The sequence below is a fragment of the Clostridioides sp. ES-S-0123-01 genome (assembly GCF_020658415.1).
Classification (GTDB): domain Bacteria; phylum Bacillota; class Clostridia; order Peptostreptococcales; family Peptostreptococcaceae; genus Clostridioides.
On record NZ_JACVWD010000006.1, the window covers coordinates 98,283 to 123,665 of the forward strand.

21 protein-coding genes, 1 pseudogene and 1 riboswitch are annotated in these 25,383 nt (G+C 27.5%); of the genes and pseudogenes, 20 read left to right on the forward strand and 2 right to left on the reverse strand.

Features of this window, described 5'->3' with window-relative positions; all coding sequences use genetic code 11:
* The first annotated feature begins 42 nt into the window (after window positions 1-42).
* The 7 genes from pyrB (at window position 43) to IC175_RS15245 (ending at window position 5,868) form a co-directional block, all read left to right on the forward strand.
* A complete protein-coding gene (gene pyrB / locus IC175_RS15215) occupies window positions 43-963 on the forward strand; it encodes an aspartate carbamoyltransferase (RefSeq protein ID WP_227851687.1) in 921 nt (306 codons plus the stop codon).
* Between the two features lie 40 nt (window positions 964-1,003).
* The gene (locus IC175_RS15220; RefSeq protein WP_227851688.1) at window positions 1,004-1,696 is read left to right on the forward strand and encodes a dihydroorotate dehydrogenase electron transfer subunit; all 693 of its coding nucleotides are present in this window, start codon (window positions 1,004-1,006) and stop codon (window positions 1,694-1,696) included.
* A complete protein-coding gene (locus IC175_RS15225) occupies window positions 1,689-2,591 on the forward strand; it encodes a dihydroorotate dehydrogenase (protein ID WP_227434609.1) in 903 nt (300 codons plus the stop codon). The genes IC175_RS15220 and IC175_RS15225 overlap by 8 nt, the downstream gene beginning before the upstream one ends.
* A 93-nt stretch (window positions 2,592-2,684) precedes the next feature.
* Entirely contained in the window at window positions 2,685-3,269 is a 585-nt protein-coding gene (pyrE, locus tag IC175_RS15230; RefSeq protein ID WP_227434610.1) for an orotate phosphoribosyltransferase, read from the forward strand.
* 219 nt (window positions 3,270-3,488) lie between these two features.
* The gene (locus IC175_RS15235; protein ID WP_227846103.1) at window positions 3,489-4,415 is read left to right on the forward strand and encodes a ketopantoate reductase family protein; all 927 of its coding nucleotides are present in this window, start codon (window positions 3,489-3,491) and stop codon (window positions 4,413-4,415) included.
* Between the two features lie 78 nt (window positions 4,416-4,493).
* The gene (locus IC175_RS15240; RefSeq protein WP_227851689.1) at window positions 4,494-4,820 is read left to right on the forward strand and encodes a hypothetical protein; all 327 of its coding nucleotides are present in this window, start codon (window positions 4,494-4,496) and stop codon (window positions 4,818-4,820) included.
* 313 nt (window positions 4,821-5,133) lie between these two features.
* The gene (locus IC175_RS15245) at window positions 5,134-5,868 is read left to right on the forward strand and encodes an MBL fold metallo-hydrolase (protein ID WP_227846105.1); all 735 of its coding nucleotides are present in this window, start codon (window positions 5,134-5,136) and stop codon (window positions 5,866-5,868) included.
* Between the two features lie 236 nt (window positions 5,869-6,104).
* Here IC175_RS15245 and IC175_RS15250 read toward each other — a convergent pair whose 3' ends face one another.
* Window positions 6,105-7,001, reverse strand: coding sequence for a LysR family transcriptional regulator (locus IC175_RS15250; protein WP_227483533.1), 897 nt, complete (start codon window positions 6,999-7,001; stop codon window positions 6,105-6,107).
* 190 nt (window positions 7,002-7,191) lie between these two features.
* Between IC175_RS15250 and IC175_RS15255 the strand changes: the two genes are divergently transcribed.
* From IC175_RS15255 to guaA, 8 genes and pseudogenes are all read left to right on the forward strand, one after another.
* The gene (locus IC175_RS15255) at window positions 7,192-8,223 is read left to right on the forward strand and encodes a YeiH family protein (protein ID WP_227434615.1); all 1,032 of its coding nucleotides are present in this window, start codon (window positions 7,192-7,194) and stop codon (window positions 8,221-8,223) included.
* Window positions 8,224-8,516: 293 nt separating this feature from the next.
* Complete coding sequence (locus IC175_RS15260) at window positions 8,517-9,392, forward strand: DNA glycosylase (protein WP_227434616.1); 876 nt, start codon at window positions 8,517-8,519, stop codon at window positions 9,390-9,392.
* 19 nt (window positions 9,393-9,411) lie between these two features.
* Window positions 9,412-10,902 carry a cardiolipin synthase gene (gene cls, locus IC175_RS15265; protein WP_227434617.1) on the forward strand — a complete coding sequence of 497 codons (1,491 nt, stop codon included), beginning with the start codon at window positions 9,412-9,414 and terminating at the stop codon, window positions 10,900-10,902.
* A gap of 192 nt (window positions 10,903-11,094) precedes the next feature.
* Window positions 11,095-11,379: a co-chaperone GroES gene (groES, locus tag IC175_RS15270; protein WP_227434618.1), complete on the forward strand. Its 285-nt coding sequence runs from the start codon at window positions 11,095-11,097 to the stop codon at window positions 11,377-11,379.
* Between the two features lie 32 nt (window positions 11,380-11,411).
* Window positions 11,412-13,040, forward strand: a complete 1,629-nt coding sequence (gene groL / locus IC175_RS15275) for a chaperonin GroEL (protein WP_227434619.1) — start codon at window positions 11,412-11,414, stop codon at window positions 13,038-13,040.
* A 267-nt stretch (window positions 13,041-13,307) separates the two neighbouring features.
* Window positions 13,308-14,048 (forward strand): nickel pincer cofactor biosynthesis protein LarB, encoded by a 741-nt coding sequence (gene larB / locus IC175_RS15280; protein WP_227434620.1) that lies wholly within the window; start codon window positions 13,308-13,310, stop codon window positions 14,046-14,048.
* 140 nt (window positions 14,049-14,188) lie between these two features.
* Window positions 14,189-15,321, forward strand: a pseudogene (gene larC / locus IC175_RS15285) (nickel pincer cofactor biosynthesis protein LarC).
* A gap of 59 nt (window positions 15,322-15,380) precedes the next feature.
* Window positions 15,381-15,482: riboswitch (purine riboswitch) on the forward strand.
* A gap of 223 nt (window positions 15,483-15,705) precedes the next feature.
* On the forward strand, window positions 15,706-17,244 hold the full coding sequence (gene guaA / locus IC175_RS15290; protein ID WP_227434621.1) for a glutamine-hydrolyzing GMP synthase: 1,539 nt from the start codon (window positions 15,706-15,708) through the stop codon (window positions 17,242-17,244).
* A gap of 192 nt (window positions 17,245-17,436) precedes the next feature.
* Here the strand turns inward: guaA and IC175_RS15295 are convergent, their stop codons facing one another.
* Window positions 17,437-17,916, reverse strand: a complete 480-nt coding sequence (locus IC175_RS15295) for a MarR family winged helix-turn-helix transcriptional regulator (protein ID WP_227434622.1) — start codon at window positions 17,914-17,916, stop codon at window positions 17,437-17,439.
* A gap of 162 nt (window positions 17,917-18,078) precedes the next feature.
* Here IC175_RS15295 and IC175_RS15300 point away from each other — a divergent pair, with 162 nt between their 5' ends.
* The 5 genes from IC175_RS15300 (at window position 18,079) to IC175_RS15320 (ending at window position 25,383) form a co-directional block, all read left to right on the forward strand.
* Window positions 18,079-18,639 carry a hypothetical protein gene (locus IC175_RS15300; RefSeq protein WP_227851690.1) on the forward strand — a complete coding sequence of 187 codons (561 nt, stop codon included), beginning with the start codon at window positions 18,079-18,081 and terminating at the stop codon, window positions 18,637-18,639.
* A 631-nt stretch (window positions 18,640-19,270) separates the two neighbouring features.
* Window positions 19,271-19,852 (forward strand): sugar O-acetyltransferase, encoded by a 582-nt coding sequence (locus IC175_RS15305; RefSeq protein ID WP_227434625.1) that lies wholly within the window; start codon window positions 19,271-19,273, stop codon window positions 19,850-19,852.
* A gap of 372 nt (window positions 19,853-20,224) precedes the next feature.
* Window positions 20,225-22,468 carry an EAL domain-containing protein gene (locus tag IC175_RS15310; RefSeq protein ID WP_227851691.1) on the forward strand — a complete coding sequence of 748 codons (2,244 nt, stop codon included), beginning with the start codon at window positions 20,225-20,227 and terminating at the stop codon, window positions 22,466-22,468.
* 435 nt (window positions 22,469-22,903) lie between these two features.
* Entirely contained in the window at window positions 22,904-24,934 is a 2,031-nt protein-coding gene (locus IC175_RS15315) for a PTS sugar transporter subunit IIA (RefSeq protein WP_227836188.1), read from the forward strand.
* Window positions 24,931-25,383, forward strand: a complete 453-nt coding sequence (locus tag IC175_RS15320; RefSeq protein ID WP_227434628.1) for a PTS sugar transporter subunit IIA — start codon at window positions 24,931-24,933, stop codon at window positions 25,381-25,383. The genes IC175_RS15315 and IC175_RS15320 overlap by 4 nt, the downstream gene beginning before the upstream one ends.

Genomic DNA, 25,383 nt, shown 5'->3' on the forward strand with positions numbered 1-25,383 from the left:
TTTTAATTTTAGTTCAGAGAGGCTAAAAAAGGAGGACGAAAGATGTTAAAATCAAGAAATTTAATCCAACCAGAAGACTTTTCTATAGAAGAAATAGATGAAATATTAGAATTAGCTCAAAAAATAATTGACAATCCGTCAAAATATTCTCATATATGTGAAGGTAAACTATTAGCTACATTATTTTATGAACCATCAACAAGAACAAGATTAAGTTTTGAATCTGCTATGAACAGACTAGGAGGTCGTGTCGTAGGTTTTTCAGAGCCAAATTCATCATCTGCATCAAAGGGTGAAACTTTAGGTGATACGATGAGGATAGTATCTGGTTATGTTGATATAATAGCTATGAGACACCCTCAATCAGGTTCAGCTACAGAAGCATCAAAATTTACAGAAGTACCATTTATAAATGCAGGAGATGGCGGAAATCAGCATCCAACCCAAACACTTACAGATTTACTTACTATAAAATCATTAAAAGGAACTTTAGAAAATCACACAATAGGATTATGTGGTGATTTAAAATATGGAAGAACTGTACATTCTTTAGTTAAGGCTATGGCGAGATACAAAAATACTAAGTTTGTATTTATAGCACCTGAAGAACTAAAAATGCCAGACTATATAAAAGAAGCTATAAAGGGACATGCTTACTATGAAACTAATAATTTAGATGATGTTATAGGAAGTTTGGATGTTTTATATATGACTAGAATTCAACAAGAAAGATTTGAAGATAAATCAGAATACGAAAGACTAAAAAACTATTATATTTTAAATAAAGCTAAATTAGAAAAAGCATCTGAAAGTATGTTAGTAATGCATCCACTACCAAGAGTAAATGAAATAGATGTTGATGTAGATACAGATGATAGAGCTGTTTATTTTAAGCAAGCTAAATATGGAATGTTCGTTAGAATGGCATTAATAATAAAGCTTCTAGGTGTAAATGAAGGTTAGTAGTTACATTATATAATAGTGAGGTAAAGGAGATTTTGGGATGTATAAAATTCTAGAAAATATATACATAGGTGAAGATATGTATAGAATGAAAGTAAAAGGCACTTTTGAAGGTAAGATGGGGCAATTTTATATGCTAAGAGCATGGGATACTTATCCAGTCCTTTCAAGACCTATAAGTATACATGATATAGATGAAGAAGGTATAACTTTTCTTTATAAAGTAGTAGGAGAAGGAACTCAAATTATTAGTAATCTAAAAGTAAACGATACTATAAAGCTAGAGGGTCCTTATGGAAATGGATATAGTAAAGTTGATGGAAAAGTAGCTCTAGTAGGTGGTGGAATCGGTATAGCACCATTATATTTAGTTGCTAAAAACATAAAAGACTGCGATGCTTATCTTGGATTTAGAGAAGATGTTATATTAGAAAATGAATATAGAGAAGTTTGCAATGAGGTATATACAACAGTAGGAAATAAGTTTGTAACAGACATAATTGATGTAGAAAAATATGACTATATATTAACATGTGGACCAACTCCAATGATGGAAAAATTGGTTAAAATGGTAGAAGGTACTAAAACAAGGATTATGGTGTCACTTGAAAATCATATGGCATGTGGAGTAGGAGCGTGTTTAGTATGTACATGTAAGACTACTAAAGGAAATAAAAAAACTTGCAAAGACGGTCCAGTATTTTGGGGAGAGGACGTGATTTTTAATGGCTAATTTAAACGTAAAATTTGGAAATATTGATTTTAAAAATCCAGTAATAATGGCGTCTGGGACTTTTGGATTTGGAAGAGAATATAATGAAATTTATGATATACAAAAACTTGGTGGTATAAGTAGTAAAGGTCTTACTTTAAATAAAAAACCTGGTAACAATGGTATGAGAGTTCATGAGACACCATCAGGTATGATGAACAGTGTTGGACTTGAAAATCCTGGAGTTCAAGGATTTATAGACAGTGAACTTCCTTTCTTCAGTGAGTTAGATTTAGTTAGAATTGCTAATGTTGGAGGTGGAACATTAGAAGATTATCTACTTGGGGTTAAGCTGTTAAATGATAAACCTATAGATATTATTGAATTGAACATATCTTGTCCAAATGTCAAAGCAGGAGGAATGGCTTTTGGTATAAAAAATGAAGTGGCAAGAGAAGTTGTTCGTGAGGTAAGAAACGCAACTAAACTACCTCTAGTAATAAAATTATCACCTAATGCTGAAGATATTGTGGGTATGGCAAAAGTTTGTGAAGAAGAAGGTGCTGATGGAGTATCTTTAGTTAATACTTTTAAAGCAATGGCAATTGATATAAAAAATAGAAAGCCAGTATTTGAAAATGTATATGCTGGATTATCTGGACCAGCTATAAAGCCTATAGCTCTTAGAATGGTACATGAAGTTTGTAAAAATGTAAATATACCAGTAATGGGAATGGGTGGAATAACTAAAGCTACAGATGCGATAGAATTTATAATGGCAGGAGCTACTTGTATTCAAGTTGGAACTGCAAATTTCATGAATCCTAAAATTGGGCTTGAGATAATAGATGGAATCAATGAATTTATGGATAGAGAAGGAATAAAGAATTTAGAAGAAATAAGAGGAATTATATAGGTTACAGGTATGACAAATAAGTACAATTAAAGCAAAGAATATAAATTAAAATAAATATAATTTTATAATATTTAACATGGAGGAAAAAATAATATGAGTAAAGTAGATGTAGTAGATATATTAAAGAAAAGTGATGCATTATTAGAAGGACATTTTTTATTATCTTCAGGAAAGCACAGTAACAGATATGTGCAATGTGCAAAGCTATTAAGATTTCCAGAGTATGCAGCTGAGGTATTAAATACAGTTGTTGAACAAATAAAAGATTTAGATATAGACTTAGTAGTTGGTCCAGCTATGGGTGGAGTAGTAGTTTCTTATGAGCTAGGAAGACAATTAGGAAAAGAAGCTATATTCACTGAGAGAAAAGATAATACAATGGAGTTAAGAAGAGGATTTGAAGTTAAAAAAGGTGCAAAGATAATAATTGCTGAAGATGTTGTTACTACTGGTAAGTCAACTATGGAAACAAAAAGAGTATTAGAAGCGTTAGGTGGCGAAGTTATAGGTGTTGCTTGTATAGCTGATAGAACTAATCATGACATAGGTATGCCTATATATAGTGCAATAAAACTTGATATTCAAGTTTATGAAGCTGATGAATGTCCTTTATGTAAAGAAGGAAAATTACCAGTTGTTAAACCTGGAAGTAGAGAATTTAAAGAATTAGGAATGTAATAACCAATTAATTAAATTTAACATTATTTTAGTAAATACAAATTTTTTTACTAAATAAATATCAATTTAAATATATAAATAAGATATAATAAACAGCTAGCTTTCGTTTAAAAAGCTAGCTGTTTTTTGTTAAAAATATATTTACAAAACAGTAGCTGGTAGCAGTACAATATAATTATAAGATAAAAAATTATTATATATATTGGGGAGGGTTTCGGTATGAGTAATCAATTAAAGAAAAATCAAAAAAAGGTTGTATTTTTTGGTGTTGGTGCTGTTGGAGCTACCTTTGCAGAACAATTTTTAAATTCTAAATATGATTTTAAAATTCTTTGTGACCAAAAAAGAAAAAAAAGATATTTAGAAGAGGGTTTTATAATAAATGGAAAAAGATATGACTTCGATTATATAACTAAAGATGAATATAAACAAGAAGCTGATTATATAATTATAGGTTTAAAATATAATAACCTAAAAGAAAATATAGAAGAGTTAGATGGATTAGTTGGAAAAGATACAGTACTAATGTCTTTACTAAATGGAGTTAATAGTGAAGAGATAATAGGAGAAAGATTTGGAATTGAAAAAATGGTATATTCATATGTAACAAATATAGATGCAAAAAAAATAGAAAATAATATTATACATACTACAGATGGAATAATTGTATTTGGAAATAAAGATAATAGTGAAGATAGAAAAACAGATATAATAACTGAAGTTTTTGATAGTGTAAATATAGAATATGTATTATCAAAAAATATTCAACGAGACATGTGGTGGAAATACATGGTTAATATTGGGGTGAATCAAACTTCAGCTATACTTGGCGCTTCTTATGGAGTATTTCAAGATTCTGAATATCTAAGAGAGTTAGCAAAATCTGCAATGAGAGAAGTGGTTGATATAGCTCGAGTAAAAGGTATATGCCTTACGGAAGATGATGTAGAAAATTCATTACATAGAATACTAGAACATTCAAGAGAAGGTAGAACATCAATGCTTCAGGATGTAGAGGCTCATAGACTTACAGAAGTAGATATGTTCTCTAAGAATATTTGTGAGCTTGGAAGAAAGTATAACATACCAACTCCTATAAATCAGACTTTTTTTTATATGATAAAAGTAATTGAAAGTAGATTTTAGAAAATTTTTAGAAAAAATTGAGGCTGTAAGTAAATCTGTGCAAAACAAATTTATCTACAGCTTTTTTAGTAGACATAATTGGAAAAAAAGGAAGCAAACTGTCTTTTAGTAGAGTATCATGAAGCAAAAGTAAAAATCAAAGGTTTTATCAACATGGTTGTGTTCGCAGCTGTTATTCCTTCTTTAGCAAAAGTTTCTTTGACAGGTTTAATCAGTCTTTTTGTACCAATTGTAGGTATGTTTGCAGTTTCTATTATTGATATATTCATTATGATGAAGGTGCTTCCAGGTTGGAAAATCATTGGTTCTAAACCTCTTGCTTTTGGAGTAGGGTTCTGTCAGATGTTAGGATTCCCAACAACATATTTGATGTCTAAAATAAAAATTATCTTTTATCTAAAATAAAAAACACCCAAATATGACTAAGAGTGGTTTGAAATTCAATGTTAATTTAATTTTAGAACTATCCATCTTATAATATATCAAATGCGAATTAAAAAATATTTTTAATAGCTACAACTATTGGGATTACTTATTTTTATATTAAATACTATATCATAAAATAACAAAAAAATCAAGTCGAGTAATCTCTCTATTTCAGTGATATACTAGGTTTTAATAGTTTTTGATAAATATAATGTAACTAGAGGACAATCTATGTTTTTTAATTTTTTTGATTAAATTTACCTCTAGTTCAATACTTATAAGGAGAAATATTATGAATTTAAAAAAAGGATTAGATATTTTAGAAATTCCATCAAGTATATTAGGCAAAGATAAAGTTATATATATTCCAGTAATCTATACAGAAGATGAGGTAACTCTTGTTGATACTGGACTTCCTGATCAAGGAGATTTAATAATTGATGCTCTTAATAATAGTAATACAAGTTTTAATAAATTAAAAAATATAGTAATAACTCACCATGATATAGACCATATAGGAAATATAAAATATTTAAGAGAAAAATCTAAAAATGATATAAAGGTATATGCATACAAAAGTGAAGTCAACTATATAACAGGGGAAGAAACCCCATTTAAACTTTGCATGTTAGAACAAGAAATAGATAGTCTTAATGATAAAATGCTTGATATGTTAAATGCTATGAAATTTGGATTTAAGTCATCATATACTACAGTAGATGTATCTTTAAACAATCATGAAGTTTTAAATTTAAGTGAAGAAGTAGAGGTTATACACACAGGTGGTCATACTAGGGGTCATATATGTCTTTATTTAAAAAAATCTAAAGTACTTATTGCTGGAGATTTATTAGAGATAAAAGATGGTAAACTTAGACCAGTTGATGTAATGCATAGTGATAAGCAAGAATTGATAAAAGCTATTAAAAAATTAAGTAACTATGATATAGAGGAAATAGTTTTTAGTCATGGTGGATTATATAAAAAAAACATAATAGAAACATTAAAAAATATAGTTATTGAATAATGTTACATGATTGAAAATACTATCCAGTTCTTTATGAAAAGTTTATTTAAACAATAATTAAATATGAATAGGAAAGAAACAAAAAATTTATAAATAATTACTTACTTAATATTTTGAGAATAAAAATATTACTGGAATCAGAAATTTCCAGTAATATTGAGTAAGAAAAAATATATTTACACAAATCTATAAACATTCTCAAAAAACTTATAATTTATTGTTAGCTTTAAATTATATTAATCTTTTATGCTATTTAAATTACTAAATACTTTTAACTCTTCAATGAAAATACTTGCTGCTTTTGATAAAGTTATATCTTTTGGAAAGATATATGAAAAATGTCTGTTATAGTTGCTTCCAAGTTCTATGACAGACAGTTCGTTGTTTAAAACAGGTAAGCTTGTTACGAGATTAGATACTATTGTAATTCCTAAATTATTTCTAACTGATTCTTTGACAGCATAATTACTTCCAAAGACCATCATACTTTTTGGAATAATTTCCTTAATGCTTAAAAACATATCTAAATAATCTCTAGTTCCAGAACCGTCTTCTCTAACTATCCATTTTTGATTTTGAAGCTTATCAAAACTAAAATCTTTTAATAAAGGGCTATTATACGGAAGTGCTAAAACCATCTTATCTTCAAAAAAATATTCTTGCATAAATGAGGGAGAAGAACAAGTCCCTTCAATAAGTCCAATATCTAAAATATAATCCTTAACATGAGAAGATACAATGGATGTATTTTCTATGAAAATTTCTACATCTATATCAGGATACTTTTGAGAAAATAGTGCAAGAAAATTAGGAAGAATATATTCTCCAATAGTTAAACTTGCGCCAATCTTTAAACGCCCAGTTATAGCATCTGAAACCTGATTTACATCGTGATATGTAACACTTAAAAGATTTAGTATTTCCTTGGCTCTTTTATATAATATTTGTCCACTTTCTGTAATAAAAATAGTTTTCTGTTTAATAGATCTATTTATAAGTACAACCTTAAAGTAATTTTCTAAGTTTTTAATATGTTTACTTACACTTGGTTGTGATAAATTTAGGTATTCACCAGCTTTGGTGAAGTTTTTATATTCAACAACAGCAACAAATGTTTTTAATTCTTCAAACAATTTTTTACATCTCCTTTGCATAATAAAAATTTTGTATTTTTTATCAGTTACTTACAGATAATTGTAATATATACATTAATCATTAAAATTATTAATCATTACGATATTATATATTTATTTTACTTATGGTTATTACAATTATATACTATTATTGTAAAGAAAACTATATTAATTAGAAGGTAGGTATATTATGTTAAAGAATAAAAGCAGTTTTACATTAAAGAATATAAAAGAAATATTACCTGGATTGGTTGTATCTGTATTAGTAGGTTATATTAGTATATTTATTTCAACATTAATACCTAAAGTAGGAGCAGCATCAATTTCTATATTTTTAGGTATGTTTGTAGGAAATTTATTTTTAAATCAGAAAGTCTTTCAAAGGGGCTATAAATTTTCAGAAACAGATTTGCTATCATATTCAATAGTATTATTAGGAGCAACCCTTAGTATATCTACTCTAATAGATTTAAAAATTTCAGGTATATTGTTTATAATATTACAAATGACAATAACAATAGTATCAGCACTTTATATAGGTAAAAAGCTAGGTTTTGGTGAAAACTTTAGATTTCTTATGGCAAGTGGGAATGCAGTATGTGGTTCTTCTGCTATAGCAGCAACAGTTCCAGTAGTTAATGCTACAGACAAAGAAAAAGGAATAGCAATAACTATTGTCAATGTTACTGGTATATTTCTTATGTTTTTACTTCCAATAATATCTCAATTCTTATATAGTCATGAGCTTGTAAAAACATCAGCAATGATAGGTGGAACATTACAATCAATTGGTCAAGTTGTGGCAAGTGGAGCTATAGTTGGGGAAAATGTAAAGGATTTAGCAACTATTTTCAAAATAGTGAGAGTAATATTCTTAGTTGTAGTTGTTTTAGTATTTGGACATTTGAAAAATAAGTCTAACAGTGAAATTATTGAAGAAGAAAAAGATGAAATAAAAAAGAAAAAAATAAATATACCATGGTATGTAATTGGTTTTTTCATAACTTGTGCACTTTTTTCAATTAATATTATACCAAAAGAAGTATCTGTATTGTGCAAAGAAATAAGTAATAAATTTGAAATAATAGCACTAGCAGCAATTGGATTAAAAGTTAATGTAAAAGACTTAGTAAGACAAGGTAAAGCAGTTTCTTTATATGGTCTATTTGTAGGAACAATACAAGTTATATCAGCGATAGTTTTGATAAAAATATTTATATAGAATAGAAGTATTGATTATAATATCAATTTACTTAATCAAAATAATATGTTATTAATAACTGATAATATAAATAAAAAATGAATTCTAATAAGTGTAGATGGGTATAAGCTTATTGGAGTTCATTTTTTATTTATAGTGAAAATTTAAAGTAAAATATTATTTTACATAATAATAACATTATAAATTTTGAAATTACTTATCTTTGTGTTAAAATAAGAAAAATGCACATATCACAGTTAAGTATTTAAGTAGATAAATAAAATAAAAATATAAATATTAAGGAGATTTTTTATATGAATGTTTATGAAAAGAATAATGTAGTTATACTAGAAGGAGTAACAGATTTTGATCCAAAACATATATTTGAGTGTGGTCAATGTTTTAGATGGCATAAGCAAGAAGATGGCTCATACACAGGAGTTGCAAAAGGTAGAATATTAAATGTAAAAAAAGAAGATGATAAAGTATATTTAAATAATACAAATTTAGAGGAGTTTAATAGCATTTGGTATAATTACTTTGATTTAGGGACTGATTATACAGAAATAAAAAACAATCTAAAAAGTATGGATGAATATTTAAATAAAGCTACTGAATTTGGATGGGGAATAAGAATTTTGAGACAAGATGGATGGGAAATGCTTATATCATTCATAATTTCTTCTAATAATAGAATTCCTATGATACAAAGAGCTATAGAAAACTTATCAAAAAGTTTTGGTAAATACATAGGTGAGTATGAAGGTAAAGAATACTATGCATTTCCAACACCAGAAGAGTTAAATAAAGCCTCACAAGAGGAAATAAGAGCATGTCAAACAGGTTTTAGAGACAAGTACATAAAGAGTACTACACAGGCAGTTATAGAAAATAATGATAAGGTATCTGAATATGTAAATTTAAGTACAGATGATTGTAGAAAAGAGCTTTTAAAATTTAATGGAGTAGGTCCAAAGGTATGTGATTGTATTGCGTTATTTGGTATGCAAAAATATGATTCTTTTCCAGTTGATGTGTGGGTTAAGAGAGTTATGCAAGAGTTCTACATAAATGAAGATATGAGTTTACCTAAAATGAGAACTTATGGGATTGATAAATTTGGAGAAATGTCTGGGTTTGCACAACAATATCTATTTTACTATGCAAGAGAGTTGGGTATAGGAAAATAGACTTAAGGGGGAAGGAATTATGGGAGTGATAGGCACAATATTTCTGTTCTATTTAATTATATCATATCTAGCTGGAGCCATAATTTCTGTAATTATATTACTTGAAAATAGAGATCCTGCAAAAACCATGTCTTGGTTATTGATGTTTATCATATTTCCTGGTATAGGGTTAATTATATATGCTATTTCGGGTAGAAATATTAGAAAACGAAAATTATTTAAAACTCAAAAACTAGCTAATAATATAAAAGAAAAGAAACTTTTTGATACATTAGAAAAGATAACAGAAATTGTTGAACTAGAAAAAGAATCTATAAGGCAAAATAAGCTTTTAAGAGATGAGGAAGATGGTAGCTATAGAAAAAGAGTCATAAGTATGCTACTAAAGACTGGGATGTTTCCATTTACTAAGAACAATAAAGTAGATGTTTTTGTAGATGGAAATGAAAAATTCAAGAGACTTATAGAAGATATAAGAGAAGCTAAAGACCATATTCATTTAGAGTACTTTATAATCAAAGACAGTGAAATAGGTAGGGTGTTAAAAGAAGAGCTTATAAAAAAAGCTAAGGAAGGTATTAAAATAAGAATTTTATATGATGATGTAGGGTGTTGGAGATTTTGGTTTAATAGAAAATTTTTCCGAGAAATGAGAGAAGTAGGTATAGAAATAGCAGCTTTTTTACCTACAAAATTCCCTATAATAGGAGGAAAGTTAAACTATAGGAATCATAGAAAAATTGTTGTTATTGATGGAATAATTGGATATACAGGTGGAATAAATATAGGAGATGAATATTTAGGAAAAAATGAGAAGTTTGGGTATTGGAGAGATACTCATATTAGAATTAAAGGAATTTCTGTATATATGCTTCAAATGACATTTTTGATTGATTGGTACTATACAACAAAAGAGGTTTTAGTTACTAAAAATTACTTTCCAAGTGTCGGAAATATAGGTGAGAGTATGATACAAGTTGTAGCTAGTGGACCAGATAGTGATTGGGAAGACATTCATTATGCTTATTTTTCTGCTATATGTCAAGCTAAACAAAGTGTTTATATAGAGACTCCATATTTTATTCCAGATGAGAGTCTGCTGAAAGCTATAAAAAGTGCTGCGCTTAGTGGTGTAGATGTAAGAATAATATTTCCTAAAATTGCAGACCACAAAATAGTTAATATAGCATCTTATTCATATTTTGAAGAAATATTAAGAGCAGGTGGTAAAGTTTATTTGTATAAAAAAGGATTTATACATTCCAAAGTCGTAATAATAGATGATAAAATTGCTTCTGCAGGTACAGCAAATATGGACCTAAGAAGTTTTATGCTTAATTTTGAAGTAAATGCTTTTATCTATGATGAAGATGTTATTAAAGTAATGACAGATGATTTCTATGAAGATTTAAGTCATTGTGAAGAACTTAATTTAGAGGTATTTAAGAACAGAAATATTGTACAAAAAATTAAAGAATCTGTAGCCAGATTGTTTTCACCAATATTATAAAAAATTATTAAAAAAGGTATTGAAAATTATGTGTGATTGGTATATTATAATAATTGTTAGCACTCTAGTAGATAGAGTGATAATAAATAAAAAGTATATATATAAATCTACATATAAAAGTAGTATTAATTTAAAAATAACTAAAAACATAGGCAAACTAGTCTATACTTAATATTTTAGGAGGCGTGAATAATGAAAATAAGACCATTAGCTGACAGAGTAGTAATTAAAAAAGTGGAAGCAGAAGAAAAAACTGCAAGTGGAATAGTTTTACCAGGAGCAGCTAAAGAGCAACCTCAAATAGCTGAAGTTGTAGAAGTTGGACCAGGTGGGATAGTTGAAGGAAAAGAAGTAAAAATGGAATTAGCAGTTGGAGACAAGGTTATATTCCAAAAATATTCTGGAACAGAAGTTAAAATAGAAGGACAAGAGTATACAATACTAAGACAAAGTGATGTATTAGCTGTTATTGAATAAATATAGAATAAATTTATTAGGAGGGGTTTAAAATGGCTAAAGAAATTAAATTTTCAGAGGAAACAAGAAGAGCTTTAGAAGCTGGTGTAAATAAATTAGCAGATACAGTAAAAGTAACATTAGGACCTAAAGGAAGAAATGTTATATTAGATAAAAAATTTGGTTCTCCACTTATAACTAATGATGGTGTAACTATAGCAAAAGAAATAGAATTAGAAGATAGATTTGAAAATATGGGTGCTCAGTTGGTTAAAGAAGTAGCAACTAAAACTAATGATGTAGCTGGAGATGGTACTACAACTGCTACAGTTTTAGCACAAGCTATAATCAGAGAAGGTTTAAAAAATGTAACAGCAGGTGCTAACCCAATACTTTTAAGAAAAGGAATACAAAAAGCAGTAACAGTAGCAGTAGAAGAATTAAAAAATCAATCAAGAATAGTAGAAACACAGGAAGCTATATCTCAAGTTGCTTCTATATCTGCTGGTGATGAAGAAGTTGGAAAATTAATAGCAGAAGCTATGGAAATAGTAGGTAAAGATGGAGTTATAACTGTTGAAGAATCTCAAACTATGAATACTGAATTGGATGCTGTTGAAGGTATGCAATTTGACAGAGGATTTGTTTCTGCATATATGGTTACAGATGTAGACAAGATGGAAGCAGTTTTAAATGACCCATATATATTAATTACTGATAAAAAAATATCTAACATACAAGAGCTATTACCAGTTCTTGAACAAATAGTTCAACAAGGTAAAAAGCTACTAATAATTGCTGAAGATGTAGAAGGTGAAGCATTATCTACATTAGTTGTTAATAAATTAAGAGGAACATTTGATGTAGTAGCAGTTAAAGCTCCAGGATTTGGAGATAGAAGAAAAGAAATGCTTCAAGATATAGCTATACTTACAGGTGGTCAAGTAATATCAGAAGAATTAGGATATGATTTAAAAGAAGCTGATTTATCTATGTTAGGTAGAGCTTCATCTGTTAAAGTAACTAAAGAAAACACTACAATAGTAGATGGTTCTGGAGATAAAAAAGCTATAGAAGATAGAGTAAATCAAATCAAACATCAAGTAGAGCAAACTACTTCAGATTTTGATAGAGAAAAATTAATGGAAAGATTAGCTAAACTTGCTGGTGGAGTAGCTGTTGTAAAAGTTGGTGCTGCTACAGAGGTTGAGTTAAAAGAAAGAAAATTAAGAATAGAAGATGCTCTTAATGCAACTAGAGCTGCTGTAGAAGAAGGAATAGTAGCTGGTGGAGGAACTGCTTTTGTTAGTGTTATACCAGCAATAGGAACACTAGTTGAGAGTTTAACTGGAGAAGTTAAACTAGGTGCTCAAATAGTTAAAAAAGCATTAGAAGAACCATTAAGACAAATAGCTATAAATGCTGGTCTTGAAGGTGCTGTAATTGTACAAAATGTTGTTAACGCTGAAGCAGAAACTGGATTTGATGCTTTAAATGAAAAATATGTAAATATGATAGAAGCTGGTATAGTTGACCCAACTAAAGTTAGTAGAAGTGCTCTACAAAATGCTGCATCAATAGCAAGTACTTTCTTAACTACTGAAGCTGCTGTTGCTGACCTTCCTGAAAAAGAAGATGTAGGAATGCCAGGAATGGGTGGCGGTATGCCAGGAATGATGTAATCTTAAAATATTTAAAAATATAAATTTTAAGATAGAGAACTATTTTGACTTAGATTTTAGTATCTAAGTTGAAATAGTTCTTTTGTATATATTTAATTTTTTTGTGTATTTACAATTTTAATATATATATCTGGATAATTAGTATCTGGATTATAATAATATCTTTGAAGTTGTATTGTTATTTTTTAGGTTATGATGTTAGATATATATTAATTAAGGTATAATTGTTGATAGAGAATAAATCAAAGTTTAAAAGGATGCGATAATATGGACTTAAGAAAATTGCTTGAACAGGTTAAAAATGAAAACATTGATATAGATGTTGCATTAGAACAATTAAAAGATTTACCCTATGAAGACCTTGGATATGCCAATATAGACCATCATAGAGAATTAAGAAATGGATATCCAGAAGTAATTTATTGTGAAGGTAAAAGTGATGAACATATTTTAGGAATTATTGATAAAATGAATCAAAAAGGTTCTAATATATTGGGGACAAGATGTAGAAAAGAAACATTTTTAAAAGTTAAAGAAATTTATAGTCATGCTGAATACGAAGAATTATCTAAAATTCTTAAAATTCAAAATCATGCTATAGAGAATATTGGAAAAGGCAAAATTGTAATTGCAACAGGAGGAACTTCTGATATACCAGTAGCAGATGAAGCATATTATACAGCTAAATTTTTAGGTAATGATGTTGATAGAATATATGATGTTGGAGTGGCTGGTATACATAGACTTTTAAATAAGAGACACAAAATAGATAGTGCTAGAGTAGTAGTAGCTGTTGCAGGAATGGAAGGTGCACTTGCAAGTGTAATTGGAGGCCTAGTTGATGTTCCAGTAATAGCTGTACCAACATCTGTTGGATATGGAGCCAATTTTGGAGGATTAGCAGCATTATTGGCTATGTTAAATAGTTGTGCATCTGGAATATCTGTTGTAAATATTGATAATGGTTTTGGAGCAGGATATTTGGCAGCTATGATAAATAAATTATAATAGGTATATTGATATAAATTAAACATAAATTATACGATGTTAATCTAATGTTTATTAGATTTTTCATTATTAAAACTGAGGAGAAATATATGAGTGAAAAAATACTTTATTTTGATATAGTAAGTGGTATCTCAGGGGATATGACCCTTGCAAGCTTATTAAATTTAGGTGTACCTGAGGAAATTTTTTTGGAGGAAATTCATAAACTAAAAATGAGCGATGAATTTAATATAAATATAAGCTCAAAAAATGAAAGTGGAATATCAGGTATAACAGTAAAAGTAATTACGAAAGAAACACATATGCACAGAAATTTAGTGGATATATTTGAAATTATAGATGAAAGTGATTTAAATGAAAATGTAAAATCTAATGCTAAAAAAATATTTATGGTAATTGGAGAAGCAGAAGCAAAGGTTCATGGAACTACAATAGATAAGATACACTTCCATGAGGTAGGAGCTATAGATTCAATTGTAGATATTGTAGGAGCATCTATATTAGTTGATTTACTTTGTATAGATAAGATTTATTCTAGTACAGTATCTGTTGGTTCAGGATTTGTAAAATGTGACCATGGAGTCATGCCTGTACCTGCACCTGCAACCATGGAAATATTAAAAGGTGTACCAATCAAATTAAATAATGTAAAAGGAGAATGTACGACTCCAACAGGAGCTGCAATAATAAAAGTTCTGTGTGATGAATTTGTAGAGGATTTTGAGTTTTCTCCAATAAAAATTGGATATGGAATAGGTCATAAGAAATTTGAAGTACCTAATATGTTAAGAACAGTATTAGGAGAAAAAAAAAAGAAGAATTAATTTATGAAATTAGTGCAAATATCGATGATATGTCTTCAGAAGTATATTCTTATTTGTATGAAAAAATATTAGACGAGAAAGCGTTAGATATTTATACAGAAAGCATTTATATGAAAAAGAATAGACCTGCAACAAAAATATCGATTTTATGTAATAAAGTAGATTTAGAAAAATTTATTGAAATATTGCTTTTAGAAACTAGCACTTTTGGAGTACGATATAATGCTTACAACAGAGAAATTTTAGATAGAAAGTTTGTAAAATTAGACACAAAATATGGATTAGTTACAATAAAACTAGGGTATTACAAAGATAAATTAGTTAAAGCTACTCCAGAATATGATGAATGTAAAACTATAGCAAAAAATGAAGATATTCCTATAAAAAAAGTGTTTGCTGATATAAATTTTAGAATAAAAGAAGAATTTAGTGAAAACTTATTGACATAAGTAATAAATTTTGATAAATTAATACTCAGCTTTAATAAATAAAAGCAAACAGAAAAAAATATATAAAATATAAACTCACTCGTATATGCTCAGAGATATGGTCTGAGAGTCTCTACCAAGATACCGTAAATATCTTGACTATGAGTGAAATTATTATACCAAAAGACCTAGTTAAGTAAATGTGTAGGCTGAGTTATACTCCCTATATGTTGGCTATAAGATAAGGGGCATTTTGGAAGCCTGTATAGTAATTTCACTTTTGCTAGAAATTATGGAAGTTACTATACAGGTTTTTTGTGTAAAAAGATTTAATATAATTTAGACTGTATTGTGTTAAAATAAATATATATATAAACTATATTATACAAGGAGAGATGGAAATTTATGAAACATGAATTAGTACTTGTAATAGATTTTGGAGGTCAATATAATCAGTTAATAGCTAGAAGAGTTAGAGAAAACAACGTATATTGTGAAATACTTCCATGTACTGCAAGCATAGAAAGAATAAAAGCAAAAAATCCTAAAGGGATAATATTTACAGGTGGGCCAAATAGTGCATACTTAGAAGATTCTCCAACAATATCAAAAGAAATATTTGAACTAGGAGTACCAATACTTGGTATATGTTATGGAGTTCAAATAATGTCTCATGTATTAGGTGGAGTTGTAAGAAAAGGCAATAAACAAGAAAAAGAATATGGAAAAACATCTATAACTTATGGAAAATCATCATTATTTGAAGGGATTACTACAAATAGTGTTTGGATGAGTCATACTGATTTAATAGAAAAGGCTCCAGAAGGATTTACTATAGTTGCAAATACTAAAGATTGTCCAGTAGCGGCTATGGAAAATGTAGAACAAAAACTATATGGAGTTCAATTCCATCCAGAAGTAGAACATTGTTTAGAGGGAGATAAGATACTTAAAAATTTCTTATACAATGTATGTGAAGTAAAAGGTGACTGGACTACAGATTCATTCATAGAAGATAAAATAAAAGAATTAAAAGAAAAAATAGGTGACAAAAAGGCCTTATGTGCTTTAAGTGGAGGTGTTGACTCTTCTGTTGCTGCAGTTCTTATTCATAGAGCAATTGGAGATAACTTGACTTGTATATTTGTTGACCATGGTTTACTTAGAAAAAATGAAGGTGACGATGTAGAAAGAATATTTAGAGAGAAATTCGATATAAATTTAATAAGAGTTAATGCAGAAGATAGATTCTTATCTAAACTAAAAGGAATTTCTGAGCCAGAAGCTAAGAGAAAGATAATTGGTGAAGAATTTATAAGAGTATTTGAAGAAGAATCAAATAAATTAGGAAAAATGGATTTCTTAGTTCAAGGAACAATTTATCCAGATGTTATAGAAAGTGGACATGGAAATGGTGCTGCTACTATAAAATCTCACCATAATGTTGGTGGAATTCCTGAAGATGTGGATTTCCAAGAAATAGTTGAGCCATTAAGAGAACTATTTAAGGATGAAGTTAGAAAAATAGGATTAGAACTTGGTATAGAAGAAGGATTAATATTTAGACATCCTTTCCCAGGGCCAGGTCTTGGAATAAGAGTTATAGGTGATGTAACTAAAGAAAAATGTGATATATTAAGAGAAGCAGATGCTGTTTATATGGACGAGCTTAGAAAAGCTGGTTTATATAGAGAAATATGGCAAGCTTTTGCAACATTACCAGATGTTAAGACTGTTGGAGTTATGGGAGATGAAAGAACATATGCTTATTTAGTTGGTTTAAGAGCAGTTACTTCTTCTGATGGAATGACTTCTGACTGGTATAAGATGCCTTATGATGTGTTAGAAAAAATTTCTAATAGAATAATTAATGAAGTTGATGGAGTAAATAGAGTAGTTTATGATATAACTTCTAAACCACCTGGAACAATAGAATGGGAATAATTAATAATGAGCTAGAAAGCCTTTAAATAGGGTATTTCTAGCTCTTTTTCGGTCTATTTTTTACTTGTTTTAATACATATCGTGCTGTGTAACTATTCTTTTGGACTATATTTATGTTTTCAATGGAATGCATAAAATTCAAAGTCATAATACATATTAGTTGAGTTAAATTTTGTGCTATAAATAATTATTTTACTCATAGTATTTTTCTTCTCTTTCAACTCCTGTATATAGTTTTGTAATCATTTGATAAAACAGGCTGATTTCTTCATTTGAATAATCCTGAAATATATTGTTTAATTTCTCAGTATGGAGTTCCTGTACTTTTTGTGAATATTCATCTGCTTTTTTTGTTAGTACAATAGAAGTATTTCTTTTATTATTGGGTTCATGTTCAATAGTTATAAAACCTTTGTTTTCAAGAGAAACAGCTAGTTTTTTTATATTTTGACGTGAAGACCCTAAGAGTTTCCCAAGATAAGTAAAAGTAGTTTTTTCATCAGCATGCTTTACCATTGTAAGAAGCATAAATTGTTTTAAAGTAAGATGTTCATCTGCTTTATCAAAAATAGTTTGTAATCGGTTTTGTAAAATAAATATGCTTGCAAAAATACCACGAACTTCATTATTTCTTTCACCACTAAAATTTCTAATCATGTTTTTAATTTGCATAAGATACTCCTTTCATGTGAAATCTACTATTTATATTATAGTAATAAGTTGCTATAGTGTAAATAGTAACTTATTACTATAGATTTATACAAGAGATTTATCAGTTATACTAACTAATAACATTTAGAGTCTTTAAACACTTTACCTTAGGGAGGAAATTAAATGATAAAGAAAAAACAAATGACCTGGCTAAATATTTCACCAACCATTATATTCATATTATTGCTAATCATTACAGTTTGTGGAATATTTTCATTTTCTATAGATAATAAATATGAAGCAATAAACCTATATGGGCAGGTTATTGAGATGTATGGTACAGGTATTTATCAATATGACTCATATTTCAAGGCACCTATATTGATAGGTTCAGACTTAACAATGCTTTTAATTATCGTTCCAGTCATTGGTTCATACATATTTCGTGATATAGATACAGTAGAACAAAAAACAAATTTTCTAACAATTCTAGGTATCATTTTGTATTATGCTTTTAGTATTTCATTTGGAGTTGCACATAATCAATTACAACTAGTATATATTTTGTTAACTTCAATTTCATTTTTCACCCTATTTACTTTACTGCTAGAACTTTATGGAATATCATTTTGCTATAACTGTTCTTTCTATTTAAGAAAGATAGAATTAGTATTTTTGATATTAGCAGGTGCTTCAAATATTATTGCATGGTTACCAGATGTATTACATTCATTATTTAGGTAGTACACTTGCTATAATCTCTATTTATTTTGATAAGTTAAATAAAAAAAGAGTTACAGCGATTCTATCAAATAATGATTTTTAAATTCATATGATACAAATTCATATCAATTATTTAAAAATGACTAAATAAATAATATAATTATGAATTGTCATACAAATATGGTTTGTGTTATGCTTGGTGTATTGAAGATATAGTAACTACATACTTGTTAAAAAAAATCATTATAAAAAGAGACTGCATATGCCAACTGAAAGATATAAAATCAGAAGATTTCAAGAAAGCTATATTGATTCTTTTATGTCTTACTGAAATAATGAACAAAAATGTATACAAGTATTAGCAAGTGCTTTATCAGATAATCTGGCTTCAAATAATTTATTGAAAAAAGTAGATTTTAAATTTAGCATTTTTGATTCAATGAATAATGAAAATATCTATAGTCTAGATTTAATTTAAGTAGAACCTATAATTATATACTAACTTTGTATTTGCAAGATGTAAGTAAATTAAATATTCAATAAGATAGTTTCATTGAGTATTTAATTTTTTATATTACAATATAAATATGGAACAATATTAATAACAAATATTATTTTTAGTTAATATACTAATATATTTTAGGAGGTTGGGATGACAGAACGTGAAAAGATGTTGGCAGGAGAATTGTATGACTGTGGAGATAAGGAATTATTATGTCAATGGCACAAAGCCAAGGATTTAACAAAAGAGTATAATAGTTTGAAATCAGATGATAGTATTAACAAGGAACGTATCTTAACAGAACTCTTAGGTGGAAAGGGAAAAAATATATGGATTACTGCACCTTTTTATGTTGATTATGGAAATAATATTTATTTTGGTAATAATTGCGAAGTAAATATGAATTGTACATTTTTAGATGATAATGAAATCATAATAGGTGACAATGCATTGATTGCCCCTAATGTACAAATATATACAGCATTTCATCCAACTAATGCTAAAGATAGATTTGAGGAAAGAACTGATGATGGATTTAGTTTTTGCAAAACTATAACTGCACCAGTGAAAATTGGTAATGATGTTTGGATTGGTGGAGGGAGTATTATTTTACCAGGAGTAACAATAGGAGACAATGTAACTATTGGTGCAGGTAGTGTTGTAACAAAGTCAATTCCATCTAATACTATAGCTTATGGGAATCCTTGTTGTGTTATTAAAGAAAATAAGTGAAGGTTTAATAATATATTTAGTTATGAGATATTAGAGATATTAAGTGTCTCATTAAAATAAAGAGCTATCTTAAAATATGGGATAGCTTTTTTGATATAAGTATATAGAATTTGTTAGTCTTGAATAAATAGAAACATAAACTTAGATTATGGAATTTGTTTTTAAACAATATTCTACAGCAGTTTAAGGAAAAATATTACATAAATAAAATCAATAAAATGCTTATTAATGAATTATTATTGAAATATAAAGGAGTTTTGTTGAATATTGATAAGTAGAATATTATAATATAGTGTGAATAGTTTTTTGGTAATGAAATTTGTAGAATTAGTATTTATGCTAAAAATGGACTTATAGTTTGGAGGACAAAAAATGAAATTATCAAGGTACGAAAAAAACAATATGGTTTTGTCTGTGGTTTTATGTGCACTTATTATTTCAATTCTTGTAATTACTGTTTTTACTACTGTAAAACTGTACAACATATCTAATAAGCAAACTAAAAACTATCTAAATGATGTATCTACACAAGTTGTAACAAATGTTGATAATCAAATTAAGTTTATTTTATCTGATTTAAGGCTAATGGCAGATTTTATTAAACAATATGAAGGTGATAGTCGATATGATTACTTAGCAAAAAGAAAAACTAGTTATAAATATTCTGATATTGGAATAATAGATTTAAAAGGTAAAACAAAGTTTTTAAGTGGAAAAGAAGCGGATTTAAAGAATACTATTTCATATAAAAAGGGGATAGAAGGAAAGGAATACACAGAACTTATAGAGTCAATAGATGTTGTACTCTACAGTGTACCTATATTTGATTATAAACATGAGGTATCTAGTATTTTAGTAGGTATTTCTCAAAAAGAAAGTGTGAATAATATTCTTAGTATTGACAGTTTTAACGGAGAAGGAACTATTGAAATTGTTAATACTAAGGGGAAACCTCTCTTTATAGGTAAAAATAGTGAGTTGATAAAGGACCTTAGTCATAAATATAAAGGTGCTACAAATGAGCATTGGGTTCCCAAAATAATGGATGACTTTAAGAATGAAGAATCAGGAGAAATTACAATAACTTCATCAAAAAATGTAAAGTGTCTGCTAACGTATCATCCAGTAACAAAAGATTTAAATGATTGGTATTTCATTCTTATAGTGCCTGAAGAAGCTGTTTTAGGTGAATTGAATAAATTAAACATTTTTACAATAATAATGACCTTTATAATTATTTTTATTATTGGAATTATAACATGGATTTTATATACTATTAGAAGAAAATACATAAAACAAATTGAAGATATTGCTTATTTAGATAATATAACAAATGGTATTAATTCAACAAAATTTAGTATGTTAATAAAACCTTTAATTTCAAAATCTCCTGATAATACTTATATGATGATAGCAATAAATATAAAGGATTTTAAGCTAATAAATGACTGTTTTGGTAGTGAAAAAGGAAATAATACACTTAAATATATTTATAATGTTTTAGAAAAAAATATTGCTAATGATGAGGAGTTTGTATGTCGGCATGATGCAGACCTGTTCTATCTATTTATGAAGAATAGACCAGTATTAGAAGTTTTAGAATTACTGTATAAAATAGAAGATGAGATTAATTATTTTAACAAAGGAAAAGAAAAACCATACTTTTTAAGAATATCAGTAGGTATTTACGCAATTGAAAATCATGACGAAGATTTAATTACAATACAAGACCATGTGAATACAGCAAGAAAAAGTTTTAATAAAGCACATAAAAGTGATTTTAATTTTTATAGTGATATAGAAAAAAAACGATTGATATTTGAAAAGGAATTGTCAAATTTAATGGAAAAAGCTCTTGAGGATAAAGAATTTTTTATATGCTTACAACCAAAAATTGATATAAAAACTGGAAAGGTTAGTGGTGCAGAATCTCTTGTTCGTTGGAATAGCCCAGAGAAGGGGATGATTTATCCTAGTGATTTTGTTCCCATTTTTGAAAAAAGTGGATTTATATGTGAGTTAGACCTATATGTTCTTGAAGAAACATGTAAATTGATTTCTAAATGGATAAAAGAATGTAAGGAGTTATTAATAATTTCTGTTAATGTATCAAGACAACATTTAAAGGATAAATCATTCTTAGAAAAATATGAGATGATATGTATTAAATATAATGTACCTACATCTTTAATAGACTTAGAACTTACAGAATCTATTTTTTTAGAAAATCCAGAAGCAATTGGTGTAATAGATGATATCCATAGTAAAGGCTTTAAATGTTCTATAGATGATTTTGGATTTGGATATTCATCATTAGGGATATTAAAGGAGTTTAAAGTCAATATAATTAAATTAGATCGTTCATTTTTTGTTAGTAAAAATAATATAGAACGTGGTAAAGTTGTTGTGGAATCTATTATTGAACTTAGCAGGAGACTTGGTATGAAAGTAATTGCTGAAGGTATTGAAGAAGTTGAACAAGTATATTTTTTAAAAAGTATTGGATGTGACTATATTCAAGGTTATGTTTTTTCTAAACCATTATCAATACATGAATTTGAAGAATTCGCATATAATGGTGATAAAGTAAAAAATTTAACAATACCTAATGATTAGGTTTATAAAATTAAATATTTAGGCAAGTTATATAATTTAAATATATAGCTTGCTTTTTTTATTTGTATGTTTAAATCTACAGATATAGTTTTACTTTTAAGTAAAACTTTTAACTATTTTACTGTTACCCATATAGTTATAGATATATAGCAGTTATTAGTAAAGCGTTGAAAATACTATGTAATGTTAAAATATATTGTAATTAGTAGATGATATAAAGTTTTAAATATAAATATTATATTTTTTAATAAAAATATGTCTACAGATTTTGTAAAAACAATTTTCAAATATTGTAAGTTGTAGTTAAAGCTTTATTGTATTATTCTGAATATAGAAAGATAGTTACTATTTTTAGACATAAAAAAACTTAAATATACAGAATAACATAAAATTTGCAGTATTAATAACTCTAATTATTTTGAAAGGAGGGAAAATATGATAAGTGGAAGAATGTTACTCATTATGAATTTTCTAAAAGGAAAAGAGAAGACAAGTTATAAGGAAATTAGCCAACAATTAAGTATAGAAGAAAGAAAAGTTAGATATGACATAAATAATTTAAATATAGTTTTACAGTCATTAAATAAACCATTAATACAAAAAATAAATAAAGGTGTACTAATTATTCCTAAGAATTTCCAAGTAGTATATATAGATAATAATGAATATGTATTTTCTTTAACTGAGAGAGTATCTATTATGAAGATTATATCAATGTTTAAAATAGATAAGCTAAATTTAGAAAAGTTGAGCAAAGAATTCCAGGTTTCTAGAAGTTCAATTAAAAACGACCTTAATGTTCTATCAAGTGAATTAGAAAGAAACCAAATAACTATTACATATGATAAGACTTTCAAAATAAGTGGAGATGAAAACACTATATATAAACAAAGACTAAGTATATTAAAATTATATTCTTACCTATTTGGTAAAGAAAAGTCTGATTTAAGTGTGTTTGAGCAGTACTTAGTGAAAATTATTGAACAAATATTCAAGGGGATTTCCTTGAATAATATATATAATTGGTCAATAGATTTACTTTCCAAAATGGATTGGATTTTAAATGATGAATCTTTCACATGGTATGTTTCAAATATTTTTCTTTTTACATGGTACATACATTCAGATGAAAAACATCCTTTGGAATCTTCCTCATTAAGTGAACCATATTTTGAAAATAAATTTGACCAAGAATTTGAACAAATCATTCAAAAGAAATTGACTAAAGAACAAATTTTATTGTTAAAAAGTTTTGTGTTTTTTACAAATAAATATGCAAGTTTAAATGAAGATATGGATTTGATTAGTACAGAAATAATAGTTCAAGATTTAATTTACAATATGTCAGAAATATTGAGTGTTGATTTTAAAGAAGATATGATTCTTTATAAAGGATTGCTTAATCATATTGCCCCATTAATAGAAAGAATCAAGCAAAACATACAGATTTATGAAGAACTATTTCATGTAATACCAGATAAGTATCAATATGTACTTGAAGCTACTAAGGTTTCTGTACAAAAAAATAGGATGTTAAATCAAATAAAAAATGAAAATGAAATAATACTTTTAGCAATACACTTTTTAGGAAGTGTACAAAGAAATGAGAGAAACAATTATAAAAACATATTATTAGTTTGTGGATTTGGATATGGTGTAATTGCTATGTTAAAAGACACTCTAATAAATGATTATCAAATAAATATAGTGGATAGTATTCCAGCATATAAATTACAAGATTATAAGGAATGGGAAAATATCGATTTTATTATAACAACATCAAAGATAGTTGTAACTTTGCCTAAAGTAGTTATTGAGATTAATCCATTTTTGCAGGAAAACGATTATTTAAAACTCGAAGAAAAAGGAATAAAAAGAAAGAATGTCTTGACTAACTATATATCAATCAAAAAAAGGCTGGATTTCTTAGAAGAAGATGCTCAAAAAAGAGTATTGAGTATCATATGGCAGGAGCTTGGATATAGTGATGAGAGAATATTATCTAGACAGCTTAAATTAAGTGATTTAATAGGTGCTGATACTATCAGTATAATTGATAGAGAAGTTAAGTGGGAAGATGCTGTTAAAATTAGTTCAAATATACTTGCTAATTGTGATTTTGTATCAACACAATATGCTGAGAATATTATAGATATTTTAAATAATGTAGGTTTCTATGCTGTAAAAGATGAAGAGTTTGCTTTATTGCATGGAAATGACAGTTCATTAGTTAAAGTAAGTTCAATAAGTTTACTAATATGTAAAGAGCCAATTAGTTTTGGTGATAAAAAGGTTAAAGTTATATTTTGTTTAGCAAGTAGAGATAAGAAAGAGCAAATTCCAGCAATAATTAATTTAACTAAAATGGTTTATAAGACTAATTTTATTAGTATGTTAGAAAGTGCAAGGACAAAAGAAGAAGCAGAAGGTTTAATTCATAAATATGAGGAGGAGGTCACTGTATGAGTAAATTAGTCAATGTAAAATGCTCATTCAAAATGAAAGCAGATTCAAAAGAAGAAGCTATTACATCATTAGTGGATGTAGTATCAAAAGAGGGGTATTTAAGAGATAAAAATCAATTTTTAGAAGATGTTTTAAAGAGAGAGGAAACATTATCAACATATATTGGGCATGGTATAGGTCTACCTCATAGTCAAAGTATAGGTGTCAAAGATTCTTGTATTACAATTGGAAAGTTTGATGTTCCTATTGAATGGACAGAAGAAGGTGAAAAAGTAGACTTGATATTTTTAATATCAGTAACAAAAGATAATGAAAATAATCTTCATTTAAAGATTTTATCAAAACTGGCACGTTTATTGATGCATGAGAGTTTTAGAAATCAAATTAGAGGGGCAGATGAACAAACAGTTTATAATCTTATAAAAGAAAAGATAGGGGAGGAAGATTAA